The organism is Sphingomonas sp. CFBP9019, assembly GCF_034045155.1.
Lineage (GTDB): Bacteria > Pseudomonadota > Alphaproteobacteria > Sphingomonadales > Sphingomonadaceae > Sphingomonas > Sphingomonas aerolata.
Genome location: NZ_JAXCWK010000004.1, coordinates 682,946 through 704,710, shown reverse-complemented (window position 1 = coordinate 704,710; position 21,765 = coordinate 682,946). Strand labels below are relative to the sequence as shown.

At 66.4% G+C, this 21,765-nt stretch carries 21 protein-coding genes; 15 read left to right on the top strand and 6 right to left on the bottom strand.

The annotated features are described in order from the left end of the window. Positions 1 to 118 precede the first annotated feature (118 nt). The 13 genes from SOM18_RS15045 to SOM18_RS14985 all read left to right on the top strand — a co-directional run bounded on the left by SOM18_RS15045 (position 119) and on the right by SOM18_RS14985 (position 13,334). A complete protein-coding gene (locus tag SOM18_RS15045; protein ID WP_042467771.1) occupies positions 119 to 841 on the top strand; it encodes a FadR/GntR family transcriptional regulator in 723 nt (240 codons plus the stop codon). Positions 842 to 1,048: 207 nt separating this feature from the next. Then, a complete protein-coding gene (locus SOM18_RS15040) occupies positions 1,049 to 2,293 on the top strand; it encodes an outer membrane beta-barrel protein (protein WP_081874419.1) in 1,245 nt (414 codons plus the stop codon). A 10-nt stretch (positions 2,294 to 2,303) separates the two neighbouring features. Beyond that, positions 2,304 to 3,122 carry an SLBB domain-containing protein gene (locus tag SOM18_RS15035; protein WP_160172665.1) on the top strand — a complete coding sequence of 273 codons (819 nt, stop codon included), beginning with the start codon at positions 2,304 to 2,306 and terminating at the stop codon, positions 3,120 to 3,122. 280 nt (positions 3,123 to 3,402) lie between these two features. Beyond that, a complete protein-coding gene (locus SOM18_RS15030) occupies positions 3,403 to 4,485 on the top strand; it encodes a glycoside hydrolase family 5 protein (RefSeq protein ID WP_320481924.1) in 1,083 nt (360 codons plus the stop codon). Between the two features lie 106 nt (positions 4,486 to 4,591). After that, positions 4,592 to 5,905 carry an ATP-binding protein gene (locus SOM18_RS15025; protein WP_052381000.1) on the top strand — a complete coding sequence of 438 codons (1,314 nt, stop codon included), beginning with the start codon at positions 4,592 to 4,594 and terminating at the stop codon, positions 5,903 to 5,905. After that, on the top strand, positions 5,889 to 7,265 hold the full coding sequence (locus tag SOM18_RS15020) for a GNVR domain-containing protein (RefSeq protein ID WP_042467776.1): 1,377 nt from the start codon (positions 5,889 to 5,891) through the stop codon (positions 7,263 to 7,265). The genes SOM18_RS15025 and SOM18_RS15020 overlap by 17 nt, the downstream gene beginning before the upstream one ends. Continuing rightward, complete coding sequence (locus tag SOM18_RS15015) at positions 7,262 to 8,149, top strand: CpsD/CapB family tyrosine-protein kinase (protein WP_037530233.1); 888 nt, start codon at positions 7,262 to 7,264, stop codon at positions 8,147 to 8,149. Before SOM18_RS15020 ends, SOM18_RS15015 begins: the two co-directional genes overlap by 4 nt. Before the next feature lie 11 nt (positions 8,150 to 8,160). Further along, a complete protein-coding gene (locus SOM18_RS15010) occupies positions 8,161 to 8,892 on the top strand; it encodes a WecB/TagA/CpsF family glycosyltransferase (protein WP_320481908.1) in 732 nt (243 codons plus the stop codon). Continuing rightward, a complete protein-coding gene (locus SOM18_RS15005; RefSeq protein ID WP_200874059.1) occupies positions 8,889 to 9,719 on the top strand; it encodes a polysaccharide pyruvyl transferase family protein in 831 nt (276 codons plus the stop codon). Before SOM18_RS15010 ends, SOM18_RS15005 begins: the two co-directional genes overlap by 4 nt. 3 nt (positions 9,720 to 9,722) lie before the next feature. After that, the gene (locus SOM18_RS15000) at positions 9,723 to 11,177 is read left to right on the top strand and encodes a lipopolysaccharide biosynthesis protein (RefSeq protein WP_042467778.1); all 1,455 of its coding nucleotides are present in this window, start codon (positions 9,723 to 9,725) and stop codon (positions 11,175 to 11,177) included. Then, positions 11,170 to 12,240, top strand: coding sequence for a hypothetical protein (locus tag SOM18_RS14995; RefSeq protein ID WP_320481907.1), 1,071 nt, complete (start codon positions 11,170 to 11,172; stop codon positions 12,238 to 12,240). The genes SOM18_RS15000 and SOM18_RS14995 overlap by 8 nt, the downstream gene beginning before the upstream one ends. A gap of 296 nt (positions 12,241 to 12,536) precedes the next feature. Beyond that, positions 12,537 to 12,779: an XrtV sorting system accessory protein gene (locus SOM18_RS14990; protein WP_031441799.1), complete on the top strand. Its 243-nt coding sequence runs from the start codon at positions 12,537 to 12,539 to the stop codon at positions 12,777 to 12,779. A gap of 150 nt (positions 12,780 to 12,929) precedes the next feature. After that, complete coding sequence (locus tag SOM18_RS14985) at positions 12,930 to 13,334, top strand: hypothetical protein (RefSeq protein WP_031441800.1); 405 nt, start codon at positions 12,930 to 12,932, stop codon at positions 13,332 to 13,334. 66 nt (positions 13,335 to 13,400) lie between these two features. On the opposite strand, the gene SOM18_RS14980 is transcribed toward SOM18_RS14985, so the two are convergent. Both SOM18_RS14980 and SOM18_RS14975 read right to left on the bottom strand, forming a co-directional pair. After that, complete coding sequence (locus SOM18_RS14980) at positions 13,401 to 14,702, bottom strand: UDP-glucose dehydrogenase family protein (protein ID WP_031441801.1); 1,302 nt, start codon at positions 14,700 to 14,702, stop codon at positions 13,401 to 13,403. A 223-nt stretch (positions 14,703 to 14,925) separates the two neighbouring features. After that, positions 14,926 to 16,080: a hypothetical protein gene (locus SOM18_RS14975; protein ID WP_031441802.1), complete on the bottom strand. Its 1,155-nt coding sequence runs from the start codon at positions 16,078 to 16,080 to the stop codon at positions 14,926 to 14,928. Between the two features lie 84 nt (positions 16,081 to 16,164). Here SOM18_RS14975 and SOM18_RS14970 point away from each other — a divergent pair, with 84 nt between their 5' ends. Beyond that, positions 16,165 to 17,295, top strand: a complete 1,131-nt coding sequence (locus tag SOM18_RS14970; RefSeq protein WP_031441803.1) for a glycosyltransferase family 4 protein — start codon at positions 16,165 to 16,167, stop codon at positions 17,293 to 17,295. A gap of 287 nt (positions 17,296 to 17,582) precedes the next feature. Here the strand turns inward: SOM18_RS14970 and SOM18_RS14965 are convergent, their stop codons facing one another. The 4 genes from SOM18_RS14965 to SOM18_RS14950 all read right to left on the bottom strand — a co-directional run bounded on the left by SOM18_RS14965 (position 17,583) and on the right by SOM18_RS14950 (position 20,226). Further along, complete coding sequence (locus SOM18_RS14965) at positions 17,583 to 17,723, bottom strand: hypothetical protein (protein WP_156360375.1); 141 nt, start codon at positions 17,721 to 17,723, stop codon at positions 17,583 to 17,585. Positions 17,724 to 17,925: 202 nt separating this feature from the next. Further along, positions 17,926 to 18,426, bottom strand: coding sequence for a PilZ domain-containing protein (locus tag SOM18_RS14960; protein WP_031441804.1), 501 nt, complete (start codon positions 18,424 to 18,426; stop codon positions 17,926 to 17,928). Between the two features lies 1 nt (position 18,427). Next, positions 18,428 to 18,751, bottom strand: a complete 324-nt coding sequence (locus SOM18_RS14955) for a hypothetical protein (RefSeq protein WP_031441805.1) — start codon at positions 18,749 to 18,751, stop codon at positions 18,428 to 18,430. Between the two features lie 83 nt (positions 18,752 to 18,834). Beyond that, the gene (locus SOM18_RS14950) at positions 18,835 to 20,226 is read right to left on the bottom strand and encodes an exopolysaccharide biosynthesis polyprenyl glycosylphosphotransferase (RefSeq protein ID WP_320481906.1); all 1,392 of its coding nucleotides are present in this window, start codon (positions 20,224 to 20,226) and stop codon (positions 18,835 to 18,837) included. Between the two features lie 549 nt (positions 20,227 to 20,775). Here SOM18_RS14950 and SOM18_RS14945 point away from each other — a divergent pair. Beyond that, positions 20,776 to 21,720 carry a GGDEF domain-containing protein gene (locus SOM18_RS14945; protein ID WP_031441807.1) on the top strand — a complete coding sequence of 315 codons (945 nt, stop codon included), beginning with the start codon at positions 20,776 to 20,778 and terminating at the stop codon, positions 21,718 to 21,720. Positions 21,721 to 21,765: the final 45 nt, after the last annotated feature.

Here is a 21,765-nt window from a genome sequence, read left to right as displayed (position 1 = left end):
CCGTTCGCCCTTCCGCAGCGCCTTCCCGGCACACGCGCGACAGAATTATATGACAATCCACCCCGCCCAGTTGCTTGCAGTGGGTGACAGCCGGACCGGTTTGCGCCACACAGGCTTTATGGAGCGTGTGCTGACCGACGTCGTTGCCCTGGAGAATCGGGATCTGGGACGGAACCTTACGCATGGCATGCTCGACCTGCTCGGCAAGGCCATCGTGACCGGCCAATATACGGATCGGCCCTTCCCCACCGAGGCGGAGATCGCGGTGGCGCATGGCGTCAGCCGATCGGTGACCCGTGAGGCGGTCAAGATGCTGACCGCCAAGGGACTGGTCAGCGCGCGGCCGCGACAGGGCACGATCGTCCAGCCATCGAGCAGCTGGAACCTGTTCGACACCGATGTGCTGCGCTGGCTGCTCGACCGCAAATTTTCGGTCGAGCTGCTGCAGCAGTTCAACCAGTTGCGGATCGGGATCGAGCCTGAAGCGGCGGCGCTCGCGGCGCTGTATCACACCGAACAGGACATCGTCGCGATCGAGGCGGGGCTGGCGCGGATGGCCGCTGCGGAGCGCAGCTATGACGATCCGCTCGACGCGGACATCGCGTTCCACGTCGCCGTCCTGCGCGCGTCGCGCAACCCCTTCTACGCACAGTTCCAGTCGGTGGTCGAAACCGCGCTTCGCACCTCGATCCGCTTCACCAACCGGATCAAGGGGCGCAGCGCGAACATCGCCGACCATGCCGCGGTCGCCGTCGCGATCGCCGCGCGCGATGCCGATGGTGCGCGCGACGCGATGCGACGCCTGATCGGCGACGTTCTCAGCCTGATCGCCGAGGCCTGACACCCGAATCGTCGCGACCCGGTGTACGATCAAGGGACAGCACCGTGCGACGCCGTCACTCGACCTGATCGCGCTTTTCACTTATCGAGACGCGGTGCCCTTGGGCCCGGTGCCGCGAGTCGAGATTTGACAAGCGCCGGAATAGCTCGAAGGACGAAATGCGACCGCGCATCATGCGGGTAGCAATTGAAAACATGACGGGAAACAATGCGAAGGGCTCGAGACGAGCGAACTGCACGGATCGGCAAGGTCGCGCTCGCGGCGGCCATGACTGGCGGTTTGGTGAGCGGTGCGCAGGCACAGACGGTCAACGTCAACACACCCGTCAGCGTGCCCGTTGCGGGCAATGTCGACCGGTTTCGTGTCGTGCCGGTGATCACCAGTGTCTATGACAGCAACGTGCTGCGTCTCAACGACGCGCGCGGGAGCGGGCCGCGCGACAATATCCGCGTTTCGCCGGCGCTGGCCGTCGACCTGAATCGCATCTTCGGACGCACCCGCGTCACCGCCGGCGGCACGGTCGGCTATGATTTCAACACCCGGTTCAGCGGCCTCGATCGCGAGCGGATCAACCTGACTTCGAGCGTGACGACCCCGGTCGGCGCGCCCTGCAGCGTGACCGGCAGCGCGGCGCTCGAACGCGCGCAGTTCGATCTCGGCGACACCAACACCGTGGTGACCGAGAGCTTCTTGCGCCAGGTCTATGACGTCGGCGCGAGCTGCCGCGCCGCGGCGGGCTTCTTTCCCGCGGTGGGGGTCAACCGCGTGTCGCTCACCAACAGCAGCCGCAAGGTTCTGGACACGAACCAGTCGGCGCTGCGCGCGGGGATCGGCTATGGGCGGCCCAGCCTCGGTACGCTGCAGCTCATTGGCTCGGTTGCGAAGATCGCGCGCCCGGGTATCGAGGATCTGACCGGGATCGACGATTCGACGATGATCACCGACGTCCAGCTGGTCTTCGAACGTTCGGTCGCGCCGCGCGTCAGCTTCCGGCTTGGCGGCGGCATCACGCATGCCGACCCCAAGCGCGCGGCCGTGCCGTCCTTCAGCGGCCCGTCGTTCGACGCGCAGGTGACGATACGCCCGGTGCCCCGGTTCACGATCGTCGGCTCCGGCCGCCGTGCGGTGCAGAATCAGAGCTCGTTTGGCGCGACCTATATCATCGCCGACAGCTACAACCTCAACGTGTCCTATCTGCTCTCGGCGCGTAGCACCGCCACGCTGTTCGCCCAGCGCGCGCGACGCGATCCGCGCGGCGAGGATCTGGCGCTCACGCTTCAGCCACCACGCGGCAAGGACAGGCTGAACGTCGTCGGCGGAAGCTATGCATTCGATTTTCACCGGTCGCTACGGCTCAGCCTGAACGTCGCTCACCAGCGCCGCACGGCTGACAATGCGATTTACGACTATACGGCCACATCCGCATCGGCGGGTGTCACGGCCCGTTTCTAAGGGGATGATGATGAAGATCCGCATGGCGCATTCGCTTGTTCTGCCGTTGCTCATGGCCGCTGCGGCCGCCGGGGCGCAGGTACCAACCGCGCGCCCGACACCCGCGCCGGCGGGTGCCGTACCCAACGACGGCTATCGCCTGGCCCCCGATGACGAGGTCGAGGTGACGATTTTCGGCCAGGGCCCGGGCCAGGTGGTCAAGACGCGCGTCAAGAGCGACGGCACGATCACCCTGCCGTTCCTCGGCGCGGTCCAGGTGCGCAACCAGACCGCGCGTGAACTGGCCGCGGATATCGCCGCCCGGCTGCGGAGCGGCGGCTATTTCGTCAAGCCCGTCGTCAATGTTGAGGTCACGCAGTTCGTCAGCAGTTCGGTGACCGTGTTCGGCGAGGTCGGAACCCCCGGCATCTATCCGCTCGATCTGCAGCTGACCGTCGGCATGACGCTCGCCCGCGCGGGCGGCACGCGTGGGACCAGCGCGGACTTTGCGATCCTGAAGCGCGTCGGCGATCCGGTCGAACACCGTATCCTCCTGTCGGACCTCAGCGGCGAATGGAGCGCGGCGACGCTGCTCGAGGCGAAGGACACGCTCTTCGTTCCGGTCGCGCCCGTCATCTATGTCTATGGCCAGGTGAATTCGCCCGGATCCTTCCCGTTGAAGACCGGGATGACGGTTCGCCAGGCGCTGGCCCGCGCCGGTGGTCCGACGCTCGCCGGATCGACGCGGAACGTCACGATCTTCCGCGACGGCGAGAAGCTGAAGAAGGTCGATCTCGACGGCGAACTCAAGGCCGAGGACTCGGTCTTCATCAACGAAAAATGGCTCTGAATCAGTGATCGGATTCCGGTGGCCGGGATGTCTCGTTTCATGCGATGCCCTGCGCATTCGTCGTCGCCAGGTCTGTTTCGCAACAGCCTGACGTCTGCGGCCACGGCCTGAGAAGAGGGCGCTCCGGCAACGGGGCGCCCTTTTTCATACCCTAGTGCCCCGCCATGTCCCGTGCCGCCAGCGCCGGCGCACCCCGCTACCCGGGCCAGCCGTCGCGATTCCCCCGGCGTTGGTCGTGTGATGCTTGCACGGGTCACCGGCTTGGGTGATGGGCGTGCCGATGCGACATAACGGCCTGTTCATCGCGCTGGGAGGCGCTGCGCTGGTCGCGACGGCCGGCGTTGCGGTCATGATTGCGCCCGCGCGAACCGGTCTACCGATCACGCTCGATCCCGCCGCCGATGCCCCCTCCGCGACTGGGCCGCGCAAGCCTGCGCATCCGCGCTATACCGGCGTCAACATCGCGACCGGCGGCTTTGCCTCGAAGCGCATTCCCGGGCGCTACGGCTTCGACTATTTCTACCCCAAGCCCCAGGAGACCGCGCCCTTCGTCGCCGCGGGCATGAACGCGATCCGCGTGCCCGTTCTCTGGGAACGGCTGCAACCGCGGCCCAATGCCCCGATCGACGCCGCGGAACTCGCACGGCTCGACGAATCGATCGCGGGGCTCGGCGGGTTCGGCCTGATCATCCTCGACGTGCACAATTACGCCAAATACCGGGGCCAACGGCTCGACCAGATCGACCAGCGCGGCGCGATGCTCGCCGACCTCTGGACCCGCCTCGCCCGCCATTATGCCGGGGACAAGCGTATCGCGTTCGGCATGATGAACGAACCCAATGGCCTCTCCGCCACGGCGTGGCGACCGATTGCGGAGGCGTCGTTACAGGCGATCCGCGCGACGGGCGCGCGCAATCTGGTGCTCGTCCCGGGAACGAATTGGTCGGGTGCCCATTCCTGGACGAAAGGCAGCGACTCGAACGGCGATGCGTTGAAAACGCTCGTCGACCCGGCGAACAACATGGCGTTCGAAATGCATCAATATCCGGATGCCGACTCTTCGGGAACGCATCCGGAATGCGTGTCGCCAAAGGCCGCCGCACAGGCATTCGACTCGGCCACCGCCTGGCTGCGTGCCAACAAGGCACGGGGATTTCTCGGCGAATTCGGCGTCAGCGGTGACCCGAACTGCCTCGCCGCGCTCGATGCGGTGCTCGGCACACTTGACGCGGGCTCGGACGTCTGGCTCGGTTGGACCTATTGGGCAGGCGGCGCCCTGTGGGGGCCGTATATGTACAGCGTTCAACCCGACAAGACCGGGGACAAACCGCAAATGTCTATCCTGATACGGCACAAATCTTAATGATCACAGGGTATAGTGGCCCCGTGGAGCCGTACGGCAATCCTATTGTGCGTTGCAGCAACGTCGCGTACCCGCTCCCCGGATCGGCAAGGCAGATACAAGAATTATGTTGAAGTCATGGATTGCATCGCTGACGCGCTGGCTGGACGGCCGCGGATGGGCCGAGCCCCCCGTGATCGAGCTGACGCATCGCTACACCCCGCCCGCCGCGCCGGTCGTCGACCTGCCCGCGGATCCCGCCCCGGCAAGCACCGCGACGCGGCTGATCGGCGACCGGCGCCGGATCGCGGACACGTTCGATGCCGCACGCCCGGTGCGGACCCGCGGCGAGCTGTTCGGACGCGCGGTCGAGCTCGACCATCTGCTCGCCGCGACGCTCGACTTTCATCAGCATGCGGTGATCCACGGCGCGCGTGGCTCGGGCAAGACGTCGCTGGTGCGCGTGCTCGGCGAGCATGCGGATGAATCGGGCGCCGTCGTGCTCTATTTCGCGTGCGAACCGCATGCGACCTTCGCCGACATCATCAGGCTCTATCTCGACGCGCTCCCGCCCGCAGCCTTCGCGCCGGGCGGACAGCGTGCCTTTGCGCAGAAGCTCGAACAGATGCCGGAGAATTTCGGCCCGCGGGCGTTCGTCGATCTGGTGGCAGACCGCGTCACCGCGCCGACGATCCTGATCTTCGACGAGTTCGACCGGATCGAGGATGCGAGCGTGAAGAGCGACGTCGCTGCGGCGATGAAGCTGCTGTCCGACGCGCTCGTGCCTGTGCTGTTCGTGCTGGTCGGGATCGCGCGGACCGTGTCCGACGTCGTCGCCGGCCACCCGTCGCTGCGCCGGCACATGCGGATCGTGTCGCTGGGCCGGATCGGCGCGGACAGCGTCGACGCGCTGATCGCACGCGGCGAGGCCAATACCGGCGTCCGCTTCGATACCGATGCGCGCGCGATGATCGCCGATGCCGCCTGTGGCTCGCCCTATCACCTGCGTATGCTGGCCGGGCATTCGTCGCTCGCCGCTGTCAGCAGCGACGCGGATATCGTCACCAAGGCGCATACCCGCACCGGCTTCGTCGATGCGTTCAGCCACTGGGCGCAGATGAACGAGCCCGATGCACGGCTGTTTGCGAAGGTCGTGCTCGGCTGCACGCTCGAACAGCGCGATGCGCTCGAGGCCTTGGCGCGCACCGCCGCGACGATGGACGTCGTTTTGCTTGATACCGATCGATATGATCGTGCCATTTCGATGCTAGACCCCGCATTGGTCCGCGAACGGGGCAATGACGGCGAACACGATGGCGTGTATTTCCGTGACAGTACCGCGCCGCAGATGCTGATCGCGCTGTTGATGACGACCCCTGTTTCCACCACGGCGGCCCGGCTTGGCGCACCGCAGGAGAGCAACCTTGCTAATACCCGCTGATCTGATCGCGTCGCTCAAGGCGCGCTGGCGTATCGAGCTGGCGATCATTCTGCTGATCGTCGTGCTGGTCGCACTCTGGACGGCCGTCACGCCCAAGACCTATGTCGCGCAGTCCTCGCTGCTGTTCGACGGCGGCCCGGCCCAGTCGGTTACCGACGAGGCGGCGCCGCAGCAGGATGGCGTGGCCGCGCTCGTCGCGACCCAGGCCGACGTCCTGCAGAGCGAGGCGATCGCCGCCGCGGTCGTCCGCGACCTGAAGCTTGCCGCCAACCCGCAGGTTGCTGACCAGTGGCGTGCGCGCACCGGTGGCGCCGGCGACGTCAACGCCTGGTATGGTCGTCAGCTGCTCGGCGGGCTCGAGGTCATACCGGGCCGGACCTCGCGCGTGCTCGCGATCCGCTTCAAATCGGCCGATCCGCAATTCTCGGCCCAGGTCGCCAATGGCTTTGCCACCAGCTACCTCGATGCGCGCCTGCAACTGCAGACCGATCCCGCCCGCACCTATTCGCGCTGGTTCGAGGATCGCACGCGCGAGGTCCGCACCGCGCTCGAGCAGGCGCAGGGCCGGCTGACCGCGTTCCAGCGTCGCACCGGGATCGTCGACACGACAACCAACAACACCGACGCCGCCCGCCTGACCGAATTGTCCGGCCAGCTGACCGCGGCCGAAGCGGCGGCGGCGGATGCCGGCGCACGCGCTGGCGGCGGCAGCACCGGGCTCGACGTGCAGTCGGCCGGTGTCGTCCAGGGTCTGCGCACGCAAATCTCGGCCAAGACAGCCGAAGTCGCACAGCTCAGCGCGGATCTCGGCCCGAACCACCCGCAGCGCCAGGCCGCCGAGGCGGAACTGTCGGCGCTGCGTCGCCGGCTCGCGGTCGAGACCGGGACGAGCACCAATGCGGTGCGCGTCGCCAGCGGTGCGGCGAGCAGCAAGGAAAGCCAGATGCGCGCCCTGCTGAACCAGCAGCGCGGCAAGATGCTGTCGCTGGCGGGTGACCGCGCCGAGCTCGACGTGCTCCAGCGCGACGTCGATTCGGCCCGTGCGGCCTATGACACCGTGACCCAGCGTCTCGGCACGATGCGGCTCCAGAGCGAGGCGCCGTCGACCAACGTCGTCCAGCTCGACGTCGCGCAGCCGCCGATGTTCCCCTCCTCGCCCAACGTACCGATGCGGTTGGCGCTCGGCCTCGTGCTGGGCGGAATGCTGGCAGCGGGGACGGCGCTGGCGCTCGAACTGTGGCGGCCGCGGGTGCGGACGTCGAGCGGCGCAGCGACGGCCATGGGTGTGCCCGTGCTGGGCTCGGTATCGTTTTCGCAGTCGCGCGTCGCGTCGCTGCTGGGTGGAAGGCAGACGTTATGAGGCTTCGTTCGAGCGAAACGGCAAATGTCGTTCGTCCCGCGGTCGCGCCGGGTGCCGAAGCGCCCAGCCAGCGGCAGCTTCTGGGCAAATTGCTGTCGCTGTCGCCCGAGGCGCATCGCCAGATCGAGCACCGCCAGGCTGAAACCGGGCTGTTGTTCGGCGAGGCGGCGGTCCAGCTCGGCTTCGCGACTGAGGAGCAGGTGCGCCGCGCGATCGAGCTGCAGCAGGGCTTCACCGTTCTTCCCGAGGGCGATGAGCGCGTCGATCCGCTCGTCGTCGCAGCATTCGCGCCCGACGATCCCATCGCGGTCACCGCGCGCGACATTCGCGCGATCGTGACGCGCGACGTCCGTCCCGACGGCTCTCCGCTTCAGGGGATCGCGATGATCGGGATCGACGACGAAACGCTGCATACCACCGTGCTCACCGCCAATCTCGCGGTCGCGTGCGCCCAGGCCGGCTATTCGACGCTGCTGGTCGATGGCGGCATCGGCGCACCGCGTCAGCACGGGCTCTTCCGCCTGCCCAACCGCACCGGTCTGTCGACGCTGCTGTCGTCGGGCGGCCGCGTCGAGGCGATCGCCCAGACCACCGCGATCCCCGGCCTGTCGCTGCTGTCGGCGGGTCCTAGCGTCCCCAACGCGTCCGAACTCTTCGACCGGCAGCGTCTCGCCAACACGCTCGATCCGCTGCGCGACCATTATGGGCTGGTCATCTTCGATGCCGGCCCCGCCAGCGCGACACAGCTCGAGGCCTGTTTCGGGCTCGACGCGGCGATCATCGTCGCGCGCCGCAACCGGTCGGATGCGCGCGCGCTGCGCAACGCCGCGGCCGTGCTGCAGGAGCATGCCACCCCCGTGCTCGGCTCGATCCTGATCGATTGAGCATGGTGGGCATGATGGAGATTCGGCGAATCGGCCACATCGATGTGGTCGCCACCGATGTACCGGGTGCCGTTGCACAGGTCGTTGCCGCGGTAGAAGGCGACGGTCCGGCCATCTTCGGCTTCTGCAATGCGCACAGCGTCAACCTTGCGCGGGCGGATCCCGCCTTCGTGACCGCGACGCGGGCGGGCGTGTTCTTCAACGACGGCAGCGGCGTCGATATCGCCAGCCGGCTGCTCTACGGCACGCGCTTCCCGGCCAATCTCAACGGCACCGACCTGACGCCCGCGGTGCTCGCCGCGCTGCCGGCGGGAACGGGCGTCTTCCTGCTCGGCAGCCCGCCGGGCGTCGCGCAGCGGGCCGGCGCGATCCTTGCAGAGCGCTTCCCAAACATCCGTATCGCGGGCAGCCATCACGGCTTTTTCAGCGCCGACGAGGCGCCCGCGCTGTCGAAGCAGATCCGCGCATCGGGCGCGCGACTCGTGCTCGCGGGCATGGGACAGCCGCGGCAGGAAAAATGGGCGGCCGCCAATGCTGGCGCGGTCGATGCGGTGATCCTGTGCATCGGCGCCTTTCTCGATTTCACTGCGGGCCAGTTCGTCCGCGCGCCGCTCTGGATGCAGCGTGCGGGCATCGAATGGACCTTCCGCCTTCTGCAGGAGCCCCGACGGATGGCGTCTCGCTATCTCGTCGGCAACGCGACCTTCCTGGCCGCGACGCTCGGACAACGGATGAAGCGATGAAACAGATGATGCCTCCTCGCCTGCACCGCGCACTCTCGCGCCTGCGTAACGCCCCGCCGCCCTCCTATGACGAACGCTATCCGAGCGTCGACGTGTTCGAATGGCGTCCCGCGGGCAGCGCGATCAACTTCGGCGACCGGCTGGCGACGGTCGTCGCCGAGCGTGTCCTCGCGCTGCACGGGCGCAGCCTCGACGAGGAGACGGCGCGCGACGCGACGCTGTTCACGGTCGGATCGGTGATGCATTTCGCCAAGACCGGCGACACCGTCTGGGGCTCGGGCGTCAACGGCAAGATTCCCGCCGACCGCCACGCCTTCGACGCACTCGACATCCGCGCGGTCCGCGGTCCGCTGACCGCGGCCTTCCTCGCGGAGCGCGGGCTGAACGTCCCGGCGGTCTATGGCGACCCCGCGCTGCTGCTGCCGACGCTGTTCCCCGACCGGTTCAAGCGGCACAGCGCCCGGCCGGTCCTGTTCGTCCCCAACCTCCACGACCTCACGCTCGCGCCGACGCTCGGCTTGCCGTTCGTGTCGCCGCTGCGCGGCTGGAACGCGGTCGTCGAGCAGATCGTCGGTGCCGATCTGGTGCTCGCAAGCTCGCTCCACGGCGTCGTGATCGCCGAGGCCTTCGGCATTCCCGCGCGGCATGTCCGCCTGACCGAGACCGAGCCGCCGTTCAAATATGACGATTATGCGCGCGGGACCGGACGATCCGGCATCGACTCCGCGAACAGTGTCGCCGAAGCGCTCGAAATGGGGGGCGCGCCGCCGATATCCTTCGATCCCCAGGCGCTGCTCGCGACATTCCCGCACGATTTGTGGGAGTGAGTCATGGCTGCCCCCTCATTAGGTAAACAGGTCGGACGCGGCGCAATCTGGTCGGTCGTCAACAGCGCGCTCGTCCAGGTCATCAACCTCCTGGTCTTCCTGGTGACCGCGCGGTTCGTCCCGGTCGCCGATTTCGGCATCCTCGCCACCTGTCTGCTCTTCGTCGAGCTGTTCAAGCAGATCTCGGTCGAAAGCTTCGCCACCGCGATCGTCTCGCGCGGTGCGCCCGACGCCGGCGACTACAATGCCTGCTTCCTGCTGATCCAGATCGGCGCGGTGATCGGCGCGGCGCTGATGCTGCTGTCGGCGCAGTTCATCTCGGAGATCATGCACAATGAGCGGATCGAGTTCGCGCTCCGGCTGACCTCGGTGCTGCTCCTCAGTTCAGGACTGTCGCGCACGCATGAGGCGTGGATGACGCGCCAGTTGCTGTTCAAGCCGCTCGCGATCCGCTCGATCCTCGCGCTGCTCGTCGGCGGCGGTGCGGGCCTGTTCCTCGCGATGAACGGCTGGGGCCTGACCGCGCTCGTCGTCCAGCAGCTCACCACCTCCTTGCTGTCGACGATCCTGCTCTGGGTCGTCAGCGACTGGCGGCCGAGCCTGCGCGTCGAGCGCGCCAAGCTGCTCGCGACCTGGCGCTATGGCCGCCATGTCGCGATCACCGGCTTCACCAACTTCGCCAATACGCAGAGCGACACCTTCTTCTCGTCCTATTATCTCGGCGCGTCGGCGACGGGCATCTACAACGCCGCCAAGCGCATCCTGCTCGGCCTCAACCAGCTGATGGCGTCCGCGCTGTCGCGCGTCGCGCTGCCGACCTTTGCCGGGCTTCGCGACGACGAGGAACGGCTCCGTGGCGCGTTTCTGAACGCGGTATCCTTCACCACCGCGATCACCGCGCCGATGTTCCTGTCGCTCATCGCGGTCAGCGATCTGGTCGTGCGCGTCGCGCTCGGCGCGAAATGGATGGAGGCGGCACCGATCATCTCGATCATCGCCGGCACCGCCTATCTGACGACGATCGGCCAGTATAATCAGGCGATCATCCTGGTGAAGGACAAGCCGCACTGGCAGACGGTCCTCACCTCGATCTACGCGGTCAGCAACATATCGCTGTTCCTCGTCGTCGTGCGCTATGGTCTCCAGGCGCTCGCGATCGGCTTCACCGTCCGCGCCGTCCTGCTCTACCCGCTTTCGGTCGGCGCGGCCCTCCACCTGCTGAGGATAAAACCGATGGCCTATGCTGCTCGCATAGCACCCTCGCTTGCCGCATCCGCGGTGATGGTCGGGGCGCTGCTTCTGCTGCACCGGACGATCGACGTCCCCTCCCCGCTGCTCGCGCTGGTCATCCACGTCGCGGTCGGCGCGGTTGTCTATGCCGCGGCACTGTTCGTGATCGGCCGCCGCGACATGCTCGCGCTCATTCGCTTCGCGCGGACGGCGGTGGCCCGTGGCTGATCCGCTCCGCGTCCTCGCCTGGCCCGCCGGTGATCCGAGCGACCTCAACCCCTATGTCCGCCGCATGTACGGCGCGTTCCGCGCGCCCGCGGCCTCGGTCACCGCGTTCCGTCCGCTGATGCGGCGCATCCCCGCCGCGGACATCTTCCATATCCACTGGCCCGAGGGGATCTTCGAAGGCTCGGGCAGCAACAACCCGGCGATCGTCGCGGCGAAGGCCGCGCGCGTGCTGAACGCCGCGCGGGGGATCCGGCGATCGGGCGGCAAGCTCGTCGTGACCGCGCACAATGTCACGCCGCACCGCGACCTGACCGGCTGGCGGCACCGGATCTGGCACGCCTATCATGCACCGCTCCTCGGCCAGATCGATCACCTGATCGGCCTGTCCGCCGCCTCGCTCGAGCGCTATCGCGCCGCGCATCCGGCGATCGCCGCGGTCGCGGGGACGATCATTCCGCACCCGCATTATCGTGAGGACTATCCCGCGATCCCCCGCGCCGAAGCGCGCGCGGCCTGGGCGATCCCCGACGGTATCTGGGTGCTCGGCATGATCGGGTCGCTGCGCCCCAGCAAGAACCTGGTCGAGGCCGCCGAGGCGTTCCTCGCGATCCGCCGGCCCGATGAGATGCTGCTGATCGCCGGCGATGCGGGCGATGACGACATCGCCGCGCAGCTGACCGCGGTCGCGGACCGGTCCGACGGGACGATCCGCATCGTGACAGGTCCGCTCGACGATGCGCGCTTCGCCTCGGCGATCGCCGCCTGCGACGCGTGCCTGATGAACCAGATTTCGACGCTCAATTCGGGCACCGCGCTTGTCACGCTGTCGCTCGACCGCCCGCTGCTGGCCCCGGCGGTCGGCACGCTGCCCAGCCTGGCGGCGGAGATCGCCGGCGGCTGGGTCACGGTGTTCGATCCCCCGCTCGCGCCGCCGGCGCTGCGCGCGAGCATCGACACGCTTCGCACCAGCCCACCGGGCGGCCGGCCCGATCTGGAGCCGCTCGACCCGATGCGGCTGTCCGAGGCGATGCTCGCGCGGTTCAAGAATTTGGCGTCGGGCTGACCTCGGGCGCGAAGCCCTTCGCATAGTCGATCTTTGCCGCCTTTCGCAGCACCGCCTGACGCTGGCTGGTTCCCGTTTGCAGCTGCGTGGTCGTGAGCCAGTCAGCCCTCGATGTCGCGGCCGCTCGGGGTCTGGCGCAGCGCCGCGGTTGTCGTCAGGGCAGTCCCAGCGCGAGAGCGGGGGCAAGATACTGCATTTGCCCGAGACGGTGAGAAAATCTAGAAGGACCGGGCATAGGGATCGCCTCTGACGGAATGTGGCGCCGGCCGGGTTCCGGGCGGCTTGGGAAGTATATCATGGAAACAATTTACGATTGGCTCAGCGTTGCGGTATTTGCGGGCTTGGCGCTGCTCTATCTGCAACGCTCGATGGAGGATGAGCCGGTCGATACGGTGTGGCATTATCTGCCGCCCGCGATCGCCTGTGCGCTGAGCAACTGGCTCGGCAACGAAGGCTATGCGATCCCCGCCGTGCTCGTGCTCGCGGCCAGTGTCGCCTATATTTTCTACGTGCTGCGCCCATCCCTGCCCGGGCGCTGATCCGGCCGGCTGGACTCGCCGGCCCCGGCAGCGGCGGTTGATCATGGTAGAACAGGATCTCCATTACCCTAAACCCGCCGCTAACCAGGTTTGAAGAGGCCTCCTTTGCACCGGCCGGATGAAGGATCGGGTGCCAACGGAGAATTTCCAATGCCCCTGATCCACGACGCGCATCGCGCCGTCGCGTCCGCCGCGACGGCCCCGGCCGCTCGCCCGCATGCCCTGAACCGCGTCCTGCCGCGCTCACTTTGTGATGGTGGTCGACCTGCCCGCATCGGCGCTGCCCTGCGCGGCATGGTCGGCATCGCAGCGCTGGCGATGCTCGCCGCCTGCGGATCCGCGGTCGAAACCCCCGAACAGGCGGGGATCGTCGTCGTCAGGTCGGGGGCCGGACCGAGCGAATCCGGTATTGCGGTTGCAGCAGCGGCACCACCTGCACCGGCGACCGGCGCCGACGCGGGCACACCAGCCACCAGCGATACCGACGATGCGGTCATCCCCCCTGACACGATGCGGGACCCGGATCATATGCAATATGCCAGCCTGGTCGAATAACCGGACTGGCCCTTGGCTTAGTTAGACAGGCGGCGCACCGATCGGCGCGCCGCCCGTCCCGGTCGATCAGCGGCCGACCGCGTGATAGGTCAGCCCGGCCTTCTCGACCATGTCGCGCGGATAGATGTTGCGCAGGTCGACGAGCACCGGCGACGCCAGCAGCGACTTGACGCGCTTGAAGTCGAGCGCGCGGAAGATGTCCCATTCGGTCACGATGACAAGCGCCTCGGCGCCCTCCATCGTCTCATAGGGACCGGTGCAATAGGTCACATCCTTGATGACCGCCTTCGCCTGCTCATGACCCTCGGGATCATAGACGTTGATCGTCGCGCCGGCATCCTGCAGCGTCTGGATCAGCGCGATCGCCGGGCTGTCGCGCATGTCGTCGGTGTTCGGCTTGAAGGTCAGGCCAAGCACCGCGATCGTCTTGCCGCGAACGTCGCCACCGACGGCGGCGATGACCTTGCGGCCCATTGCGCGCTTGCGATTGTCGTTCACCGCGACGACCGCCTCGACGATGCGCTGCGGCGCGTCGTGATCCTGCGCGGTCTTGAGCAGTGCGAGCGTGTCCTTCGGGAAGCACGAGCCGCCATAGCCCGGGCCGGCATGCAAGAACTTGGAGCCGATGCGGTTGTCGAGGCCGATGCCGCGCGCGACGTCCTGCACGTCCGCGCCGACCTTCTCGCACAGATCGGCGATCTCGTTGATGAAGGTGATCTTGGTCGCGAGGAACGCGTTGCCGGCATATTTGGTCAGCTCGGCAGCACGCCGGCTCATCTCGACGAGCGGCGAACGACCGAGGGCGAGCGGACGATAGATCTCGCGCATGACCGCGAGGCCCTTCTCATCGTCGCTGCCGATCACGACGCGGTCGGGACGCTTGAAATCGTCGATCGCGGCGCCTTCGCGCAGGAATTCGGGGTTCGACACGACTGCGAAGTCGGCATTCGGATTGACCCGGCGGATGATCCGCTCGACCTCGTCGCCAGTGCCCACCGGGACCGTGGACTTGTCGACGATCGCGGTGAAGCCGTCGATCGCGCCGGCAATTTCCTCGGCGGCGGCATAGACATAGGACAGGTCGGCATGACCGTCACCGCGCCGCGACGGCGTACCGACGGCGATGAAGACCGCGTCGACGCCCTTCACGCTTGCGGCAAGATCGGTACCGAAGCGCAACCGCCCGGCTTCGACGCCGCGCGCCACCAGTGCATCCAGACCCGGCTCGTAGATCGGCATGATGCCGTTTTCGAGCGCCGCGATCTTGCCGGCATCCTTGTCGATGCAGATGACGTCATGTCCGAAATCGGCGAAACATGCGCCCGACACCAAACCAACGTAACCCGATCCCACCATCGCTATGCGCATTATAATCCCTCAGACGATGTTGGTCCCTACGATCGTCGTACGGACATTGATATTCGGCGGAACTCCTAGAAGATGAACCGCCAGCCATCAATAAGGTGGTTCACCTGATGCGGCGGGCCGGTACGCTGCTCCAGCGATCCGTGCCGATACCGATCAAACGCCGATATCCGAGAGGGTTGGCGGGCCGGCCCGCGCCCGCGGGCGACGCGCCAGCCCCGCTCATTTAGTCCGCGACGATGCGGGCGTCAGGGTAGTTTTCGGGACGAAGCACGCGGTCGGCGACCTCTGTCCAGGTCGAGAAATGCCGCGCGGGCACCTGCCCCGCCAGCGCCAGCGCCTTTTCGGTCGCCGCGATCATCGACGCCGGATCGTTCGACACATAGCCCGCGCGGAACGGGTTCGTCCCGACCGCGAAATCGGGGCAGACCGCGGGGATCTGCAGATATTCATATTGTCCCAATTTCAGACTCGACTCGGCAAGATACTCGACCCCCGGCGCCAGCCGGTAGGGTGCGATGCCGATGCTCGCATGCTTGATATAGGGCAGCGTGTCGCGGAACGGCATTTCCTTGTGGACGAACACGTTGTCGGGCCCCTTGAAGCTCTTCCCGCATCCGATCACGTGGAAATGCACATCGGGAAACTGCGGCGCGACCGCATGGAAGAAGCTTTCGTCGAACAGCATCGACCCGACCGCGACGGCATTGCGTTGCGCGGTATAGGGCGACGGCCCGACGGTCTCGAAGTCGGCGGGATCGATCCCGAATTCGGCGCGGTACAGGCGATCCTTCGCCCACAGGAAATCCGACACCATCTTGGTCGACCGCAGGCAGACATGGTCGATATGCCGCGCATTCTTCACCAGATGGCGGCGGACATAGGGATGCGCGCCGACGGTATCGAGCCGGTCGGTGGCGTAATAGATGATCTTGGCGGTCGGGTTGAGCCGCTTGATCCGGTCGATGAAGATCGCTGCGACGCTCGATTCGATGACGATAAAGTCCGCCGCCTGGAACGCGCCGTCGATATCGGCATTGGGCAGCCTGGCGAACAGCGGAAACAGCTTCGCCATCACCGCATCGGCGACCGCGTTGTTGGTCGCGAAGGGATGCAGCGGCGTCCGCCAGAGATAGCAATTGACGCCGTCCACCTTGTGCCAGGCATTGGCCTGGTCCCACAGGAACAGGCGCGAATCGCCCTTCTTCTTCGAGATCAGGCTGAACCGGGTCGAGATGAACGACACGTCGCAGCCATCCTGCGCCAGCGCATGCGCGACCTGGTGGATGCTGGCGCGCTTGGGCGTCCGGTAATCCTGAAATGCCGACAGGATGACGACACGGGAACGCTTAGGCTGCGCCGGCGCTGGCTTATCGGACATGCATGACACTCCATCGACTTTGGGCTGGACGGTTGGCCGTAATCAGACAAAGGGGCTGGCAATCTGGATCACGTTGGGAAGCCGATGCACGTTCTTCACGTCGTTCGTCAATTTTATCCGGCCATTGGCGGGCTGGAAGACGCCGTCAGCAATCTCGCGGTCGCGCTCAAGCGGGACTGCGGAATCACGACGTCGGTGGTCACGCTCGACCGGCAGTTTTCGCGTCTCGACGCGACGCTGCCGCCGCGCGACACCTATCAGGGCGTGCCCGTGCAGCGGATCCCGTTCCGCGGCTCGACGCGCTATCCGCTCGCACCCACCGTACTGCAGCATCTCGGCCAGGCGGACATCGTCCATGTCCATGCGATCGATTCGTTCTTCGACGGCATGGCGCTCACCCGCCCGCTCCACCGCCGGCCGATGGTCGCCTCGACGCATGGCGGTTTCTTCCACACGGATTTCGCCAGCCGGCTGAAGCTCGCCTATTTCGCGAGCGTCACGCGCGCGTCGTCGCTCGCCTATGACCGGATCATCGCCTCGAGCGAAAGCGACGCCGCCCGGTTCAACGAGATCGCCGCGAGCAAGACGGTGACGATCGAGAATGGCGTCAACATCGGCAAATGGCAGGGCGCAGGGTCGCCGCAGCCGACGCGGACGATGATCTATATCGGCCGCTTTTCCTCGAACAAGAACATCACCGGCCTGATCGACCTCGTCGCCGCGCTCGGCCGGCTTCACGGCGACTGGCGGCTGATCATCGCGGGCGGCCCGGCCGACGTCACGCCTGCACAGATCGAGGAGCATATGCGCCGGACCGGTACCGAACGGGCGGTCACGCTTGTGCCCTCGCCCAGCGATGAGGGCATCAAGGCGTTGATCGGCGAGGCCAGCTATATCGGCTCGGCGTCACGCTATGAAGGCTTCGGGCTGAGCGTGGTCGAAGGCCTGTCCGCTGGCCTAACCCCGATCGTCAGCGACATCCCGCCCTTCCGCCGGCTGGTCCGCTCGTCCGGCAGCGGCATCCTGTTCGACATTGACGATGTCGAGGCGGGCGCGGCCCGGATCGAAGCCGCGCACCGCGATGCGAGCGCCGCCTATGAGTCGAACCGCGCGAACAACATCGCCGCGAGTCTGGTCTATGACTGGCGTAGCGTCGCGCGGCAGTTCGCCGATGTGTATGAAGATGTCCTGCGGAAGCGCGGCGTGCAGGGCTGACAACGTCGGGGTACTTGGCCGCATATTCCGGGGCGATTCGCCGAGGAGGAGCGTATCGTCGCTCGGCATCGATTACGATGCCTATACCGCCGACGGCGACGTCACCGCGAACGTACAAGGCCTGTTGCGTCGAGCGGGTCAGGCCAACGCTCAAGCCTGAAGATCACGGCGGCCTTAGGGCAAAAACGAACCGTCGTACCCCGGGCAACCAAGCACTTTGGCAATCCGACGACCGGGATCGTCAGACACAGGCGGACGCGAGATAGCGACCGCCCATGTGCTCGAAATCAGGCCAGGAAAAACGCCATCAGGACGATCAGTGCCCAGAGCGCAACGCTGACCGCGAGGCCAGTGATAAGACCGAGCACGGCCGAGGGGATTTCGGGATAGGATGGGGCCTGGATAGCCGGGCCGGGAAGCGCAGTCATGAACACTCTCCTCAGCGGTCGTTTCAACCGTCTTGTCTCAACATGGGACAGGGGTCATAAATAATCAATACTAATATCTAGACGAGCGCAAAATTAGCTAAGATCCTGAAAATCTTGTGCGTTCAGCGGGTCGGCAAGGCCGGCAGACGCCCCCGGGGCAGGGCTGCAACGCGCAGACCACCACACCAGCGTCAGCGTCGGTTCAGAACGATGAAAGTCCGCGCAGCAGCAGCGTCGCGAGAGCCCAGCATGAGCAGCTCGCCACGACCAGCAGGATAAGCCGCACCGGCGCTGCAAAGCGCTGCGGCGGCGCCAGCGCCGCACCCGCGGCGGGCATGGGCACCACCGCGCTTTCGGGAATCAACGACAGGACCGCAGACTCGCAGATCGTGTGCGTGAAGGCCGACTGGATCTGGTCGTTCGTCAGCAGGGGCTGGAACGCGCAACCATGCGCTTCGCCGTCGCGCCACGCGATCCGCGCCGTCGCCTGCCCCGCACCGGCCAGGCCGACGCGGATATGGGCACCGACCGGCAGGACGCTGGCGCTAGAGAATCGGAAACCGCCTTCGGACAGATCCTCGACACGGACGTCGATCGCCCGCGCATCGGCCGCACGGACCGTGCTCGCGCGCGCTATTGCCGCACGACTCGGCTTTCGCCGGCGCTCGGCCACCGGCTCGATCGCCGTCATCTCCGCCCGCACGCTAGATGATCCAGGCAAGGACACCAGCGAGCGCCGCGGCGAAGACCGCCACGCCGGCGATGGTCGAACCGGCCCGGATCGCGCGTTCACCCAGCGAGGCGGGCTCGACCGGGAGGAGCCAGTTCTCGTAGTCGATCCGGTCGCCGGCCAACGGGCTGGCGGCACGCGGGTCGACGACCTGAAGCTCGGCCCCGAGCGGGTCTGCGACGGATCGCGCCCCGTCGAACGAATCCGTCGTAGCGCCGGAAAGCGGATCGCCGCCACGAAACGCCGCATGTGGCGATACGGGGTCAGCCAGGTTAGCAAGAGGTGCGTGAAGGGGCATGACGACACCATGCCATACTGGTGGTTAAGAAAGCGTATGTTAAATTGCTGTCGCGGCATTTTTTGTACGTGTTTTACGGTGCGCTAGAATGCGTTGCGGTGCACAACGACCCGTACCGTAGATACGAGAATGCCAAAGTCGCGCCACACGGACCAGCCCAGGATATATTCCAGATCGGCCTGAAGGCGTTGCGTCAGATCGTCGCGGCGATGCGTCGCACCCCGGAAACCCCGCACCTGCGCGAGACCGGTGATCCCCGGCTTGAGCGCGTGACGGTGCCAATAGCGTTCATCGACTTCCCAGAACAGCTGCTGCCCCGCCAGCGACCCCAGTGCATGCGGTCGCGGCCCGACGATGCTCATTGATCCGAGCAGCACGTTCAGCAGCTGGGGCAGCTCGTCGACGCTGGTCGCGCGGATCACGCGACCGACGCGCGTGATCCGGTCGTCGGTGCGCGACGCCGAAACGCTGCCGCTCGCGTCGGACTGGTCGACCCGCATCGACCGGAACTTGAACACCTTGAACAGCGCGTTGCCGCGGCCGACGCGATCCTGCCGGAAGAAGACCGGTCCCCGGCTGTCGATCTTGATCGCGGCGGCGGTAATCAGCAGCAGCGGCAGCACGACGATCAGCGCGGGCACCGCAAAGGCCAGATCGAACGTCCGCTTGATCATCCGGTTGCGCGTGCTCAGCGGTCCGACCGCGACAACCAGGGTCGACCGCCCGACGAAATTGTCGAGCCCGATCGCGCCGACCTGGTCGATTTCGTTCGAAATAATCTCGCCGCGAATGCCCGCCCCCTTCAGGAGCATCGCCCATTCGCGCTCCTTGTCGGGCCGACAGGCGATCACGACGCGGTCGACACCACGCAATTGACGCGCGAGTCGATCGAGCATCATCGGATCCTGCATGTTCGGGCGAAGGTTCGCGGCCCGCGTCTCAACGACTTTGCAATGTGCAGGCACGGCGAATTCGACGTCGTCCAAGATCACCAGATCGGTGGTCACGTTGCCGCCAATCGTCAGGCGGACAAACCGATCGATGACCAATCGAAAGACTGCGAGAAGCACGAAGCTGCCGAGCATTCCGATGCTGATGACGCCCCGGGATTCCGCCTGCACCGCCCGAAAATAGTAGGAGATGAACAAGAAGCTTGAAAAGGCTAGTAAAAGCGCGGTCGCCGAGCGCATGATGCCGGCCCGGGCCTTGCGCAGCACGTCGATCGAGTAGGCGCCATTGTTGAACGCCGTCAGCACATATATCGGCGCCGTGACGATGACGACGTTCATATGCGACGTAACAGCAAAACGGCCATATTTTGCAAATATACCGAGCTCGAATGCAGCAACCACCGCGAGCAGATCAGCAAACACCAACAGGATATAAAGAGCGATGCGCAGTTGGTGACGATGCGAGGTCGAGCCAAAACGATCGAACACTGCACCGCGCGTGCCGGTAACTTTAGTATTTTCCACAGTGCCAGCTCCCTGCCCGCCACAATCTCGACTTATGCTCAGCAGGGCCAAGGCTCTGCCATAGGCGGTTTGAAGAAACCAGAGCCGAGATGCGCGGCTCATCCCATCGGGGCGCCACCCGGTCGGCACGCACCGCGCCGCCTGCGCAACGCGGCCCGCCGCCGCGATGCCACCGCCACCACCTTGCCGTCGTCGCAGCGCCCCCAGCATGCGCGCAGCACCGCCCAGCAGCCCGGTGCAGCTATTCCGGCAATGGACTGAAACCGGTACGACCGGACTCCCCCCTTGGCGCAACATACCCCTCTATAGCGGACAACGGGCGCCGGCGGGCCGTCCCATCCCGGAACATGCCCCCCATCATAAGAAAAACCGCGCCGCTGCCGCCCGCGATCAGCCGCCACCCGTCGCAGCGACACGCCCCCGAACGCGGAACCGATCGCCGCGCAAGGATTGATCGCAAGCTCTTTCGCGCTAGGGGGCGGCGGGATGAAACGGACGCGCGCGATCCCGCGTTGTACAATCCAGTACATAAAAAGGTTCGAGACAAGCATGCCAGAGGCTTTTCGTGCGGCGCGCGACGCGCTCGCCTTTCTCGAGGCACATCGTCTCGCACCGGTTGCTGAAAATTATACGTTCGCGCTTGCCGTGGTCGCCGATCCCGGATCGGACCTGGCGCGCGCCGTGGCGGCCGAGACGGATGGCGGCCTGAGGCTGACCGCACGCGCGCTCGAAACGCTCAGCGAACGCCATCTTGCGATCAAACGCGACACGACCGCCGAACGCGACAGCGCGGTCACAGCCCGCGCGAACGAGCTGGGCGCGCTGACCACCGATGCGCAGACGCTGACGCGGTCGCTCAGCCACGACGTCAGCGCGATGGCGAGCGAGGCGGAGAACTGGCCAGATGCGACGCTGCTCGTGACCCGGCTGGCCGATGCCGAACGCGAGCTGGCCGAGCTGCGCCGCGACGTCGCCCGGCTCCAGTCCGACCTCGGTTCGCTCGGTACGGCGCGGCAGGATCCGATGCGCGACGCAGCCACCGGCGCGCTGACGTCCGAGGGCGCGCGGCCGATCTTCGCACAGCTTGCCGAACAGGCGCGAAGCTATGTCCTCATGATCTTCAGCGTCGCCGATCTCGCCGGGGTCAACGAACGCTTTGGCCACGCCGTCGGCGACAATGTGCTGAGCGCCTTTGTCGCGAACCTGCGACGGGTATTTCCCGACGAGGAGATCATCCGCTGGACCGGCAATGAATTCGTTGTGGTCGTCACCGACGTCGCCCTGACGGCAGCCCGCGATCTCGCCGACGAAGCCATCGCCGCCTTCGAAACCCGCCGCCTCAGGCTGCGCGGCAGCGGCGCATGGATCGGCCCGGTTCGCGCGCTCGCGGGACTGGTGGTCGGCCAGGGCGACGACCAGGACGCCGCCCTGAGCCAGGCGCGCGCCGATCTGTACCGTGCCACCATCGAGGGTTTCGCCCCTGTGGACGGCTGAGCGGGTCGGACCCGACGGCTCGCTCGCTCCGGCCGCGATCATGGA

Bases quoted from the DNA above. Each gene is read 5' to 3' on its own strand.
- SOM18_RS15045 (WP_042467771.1), top strand. From the start codon at position 119: ATGGAGCGTGTGCTGACCGACGTCGTTGCCCTGGAGAATCGGGATCTG.
- SOM18_RS15040 (WP_081874419.1), top strand. From the start codon at position 1,049: ATGCGAAGGGCTCGAGACGAGCGAACTGCACGGATCGGCAAGGTCGCG.
- SOM18_RS15035 (WP_160172665.1), top strand. From the start codon at position 2,304: ATGAAGATCCGCATGGCGCATTCGCTTGTTCTGCCGTTGCTCATGGCC.
- SOM18_RS15030 (WP_320481924.1), top strand. From the start codon at position 3,403: ATGCGACATAACGGCCTGTTCATCGCGCTGGGAGGCGCTGCGCTGGTC.
- SOM18_RS15025 (WP_052381000.1), top strand. From the start codon at position 4,592: ATGTTGAAGTCATGGATTGCATCGCTGACGCGCTGGCTGGACGGCCGC.
- SOM18_RS15015 (WP_037530233.1), top strand. From the start codon at position 7,262: ATGAGGCTTCGTTCGAGCGAAACGGCAAATGTCGTTCGTCCCGCGGTC.
- SOM18_RS15010 (WP_320481908.1), top strand. From the start codon at position 8,161: ATGATGGAGATTCGGCGAATCGGCCACATCGATGTGGTCGCCACCGAT.
- SOM18_RS15005 (WP_200874059.1), top strand. From the start codon at position 8,889: ATGAAACAGATGATGCCTCCTCGCCTGCACCGCGCACTCTCGCGCCTG.
- SOM18_RS15000 (WP_042467778.1), top strand. From the start codon at position 9,723: ATGGCTGCCCCCTCATTAGGTAAACAGGTCGGACGCGGCGCAATCTGG.
- SOM18_RS14990 (WP_031441799.1), top strand. From the start codon at position 12,537: ATGGAAACAATTTACGATTGGCTCAGCGTTGCGGTATTTGCGGGCTTG.
- SOM18_RS14985 (WP_031441800.1), top strand. From the start codon at position 12,930: ATGCCCCTGATCCACGACGCGCATCGCGCCGTCGCGTCCGCCGCGACG.
- SOM18_RS14980 (WP_031441801.1), bottom strand. From the start codon at position 14,702: ATGCGCATAGCGATGGTGGGATCGGGTTACGTTGGTTTGGTGTCGGGC.
- SOM18_RS14975 (WP_031441802.1), bottom strand. From the start codon at position 16,080: ATGTCCGATAAGCCAGCGCCGGCGCAGCCTAAGCGTTCCCGTGTCGTC.
- SOM18_RS14970 (WP_031441803.1), top strand. From the start codon at position 16,165: ATGCACGTTCTTCACGTCGTTCGTCAATTTTATCCGGCCATTGGCGGG.
- SOM18_RS14965 (WP_156360375.1), bottom strand. From the start codon at position 17,723: ATGACTGCGCTTCCCGGCCCGGCTATCCAGGCCCCATCCTATCCCGAA.
- SOM18_RS14955 (WP_031441805.1), bottom strand. From the start codon at position 18,751: ATGCCCCTTCACGCACCTCTTGCTAACCTGGCTGACCCCGTATCGCCA.
- SOM18_RS14945 (WP_031441807.1), top strand. From the start codon at position 20,776: ATGCCAGAGGCTTTTCGTGCGGCGCGCGACGCGCTCGCCTTTCTCGAG.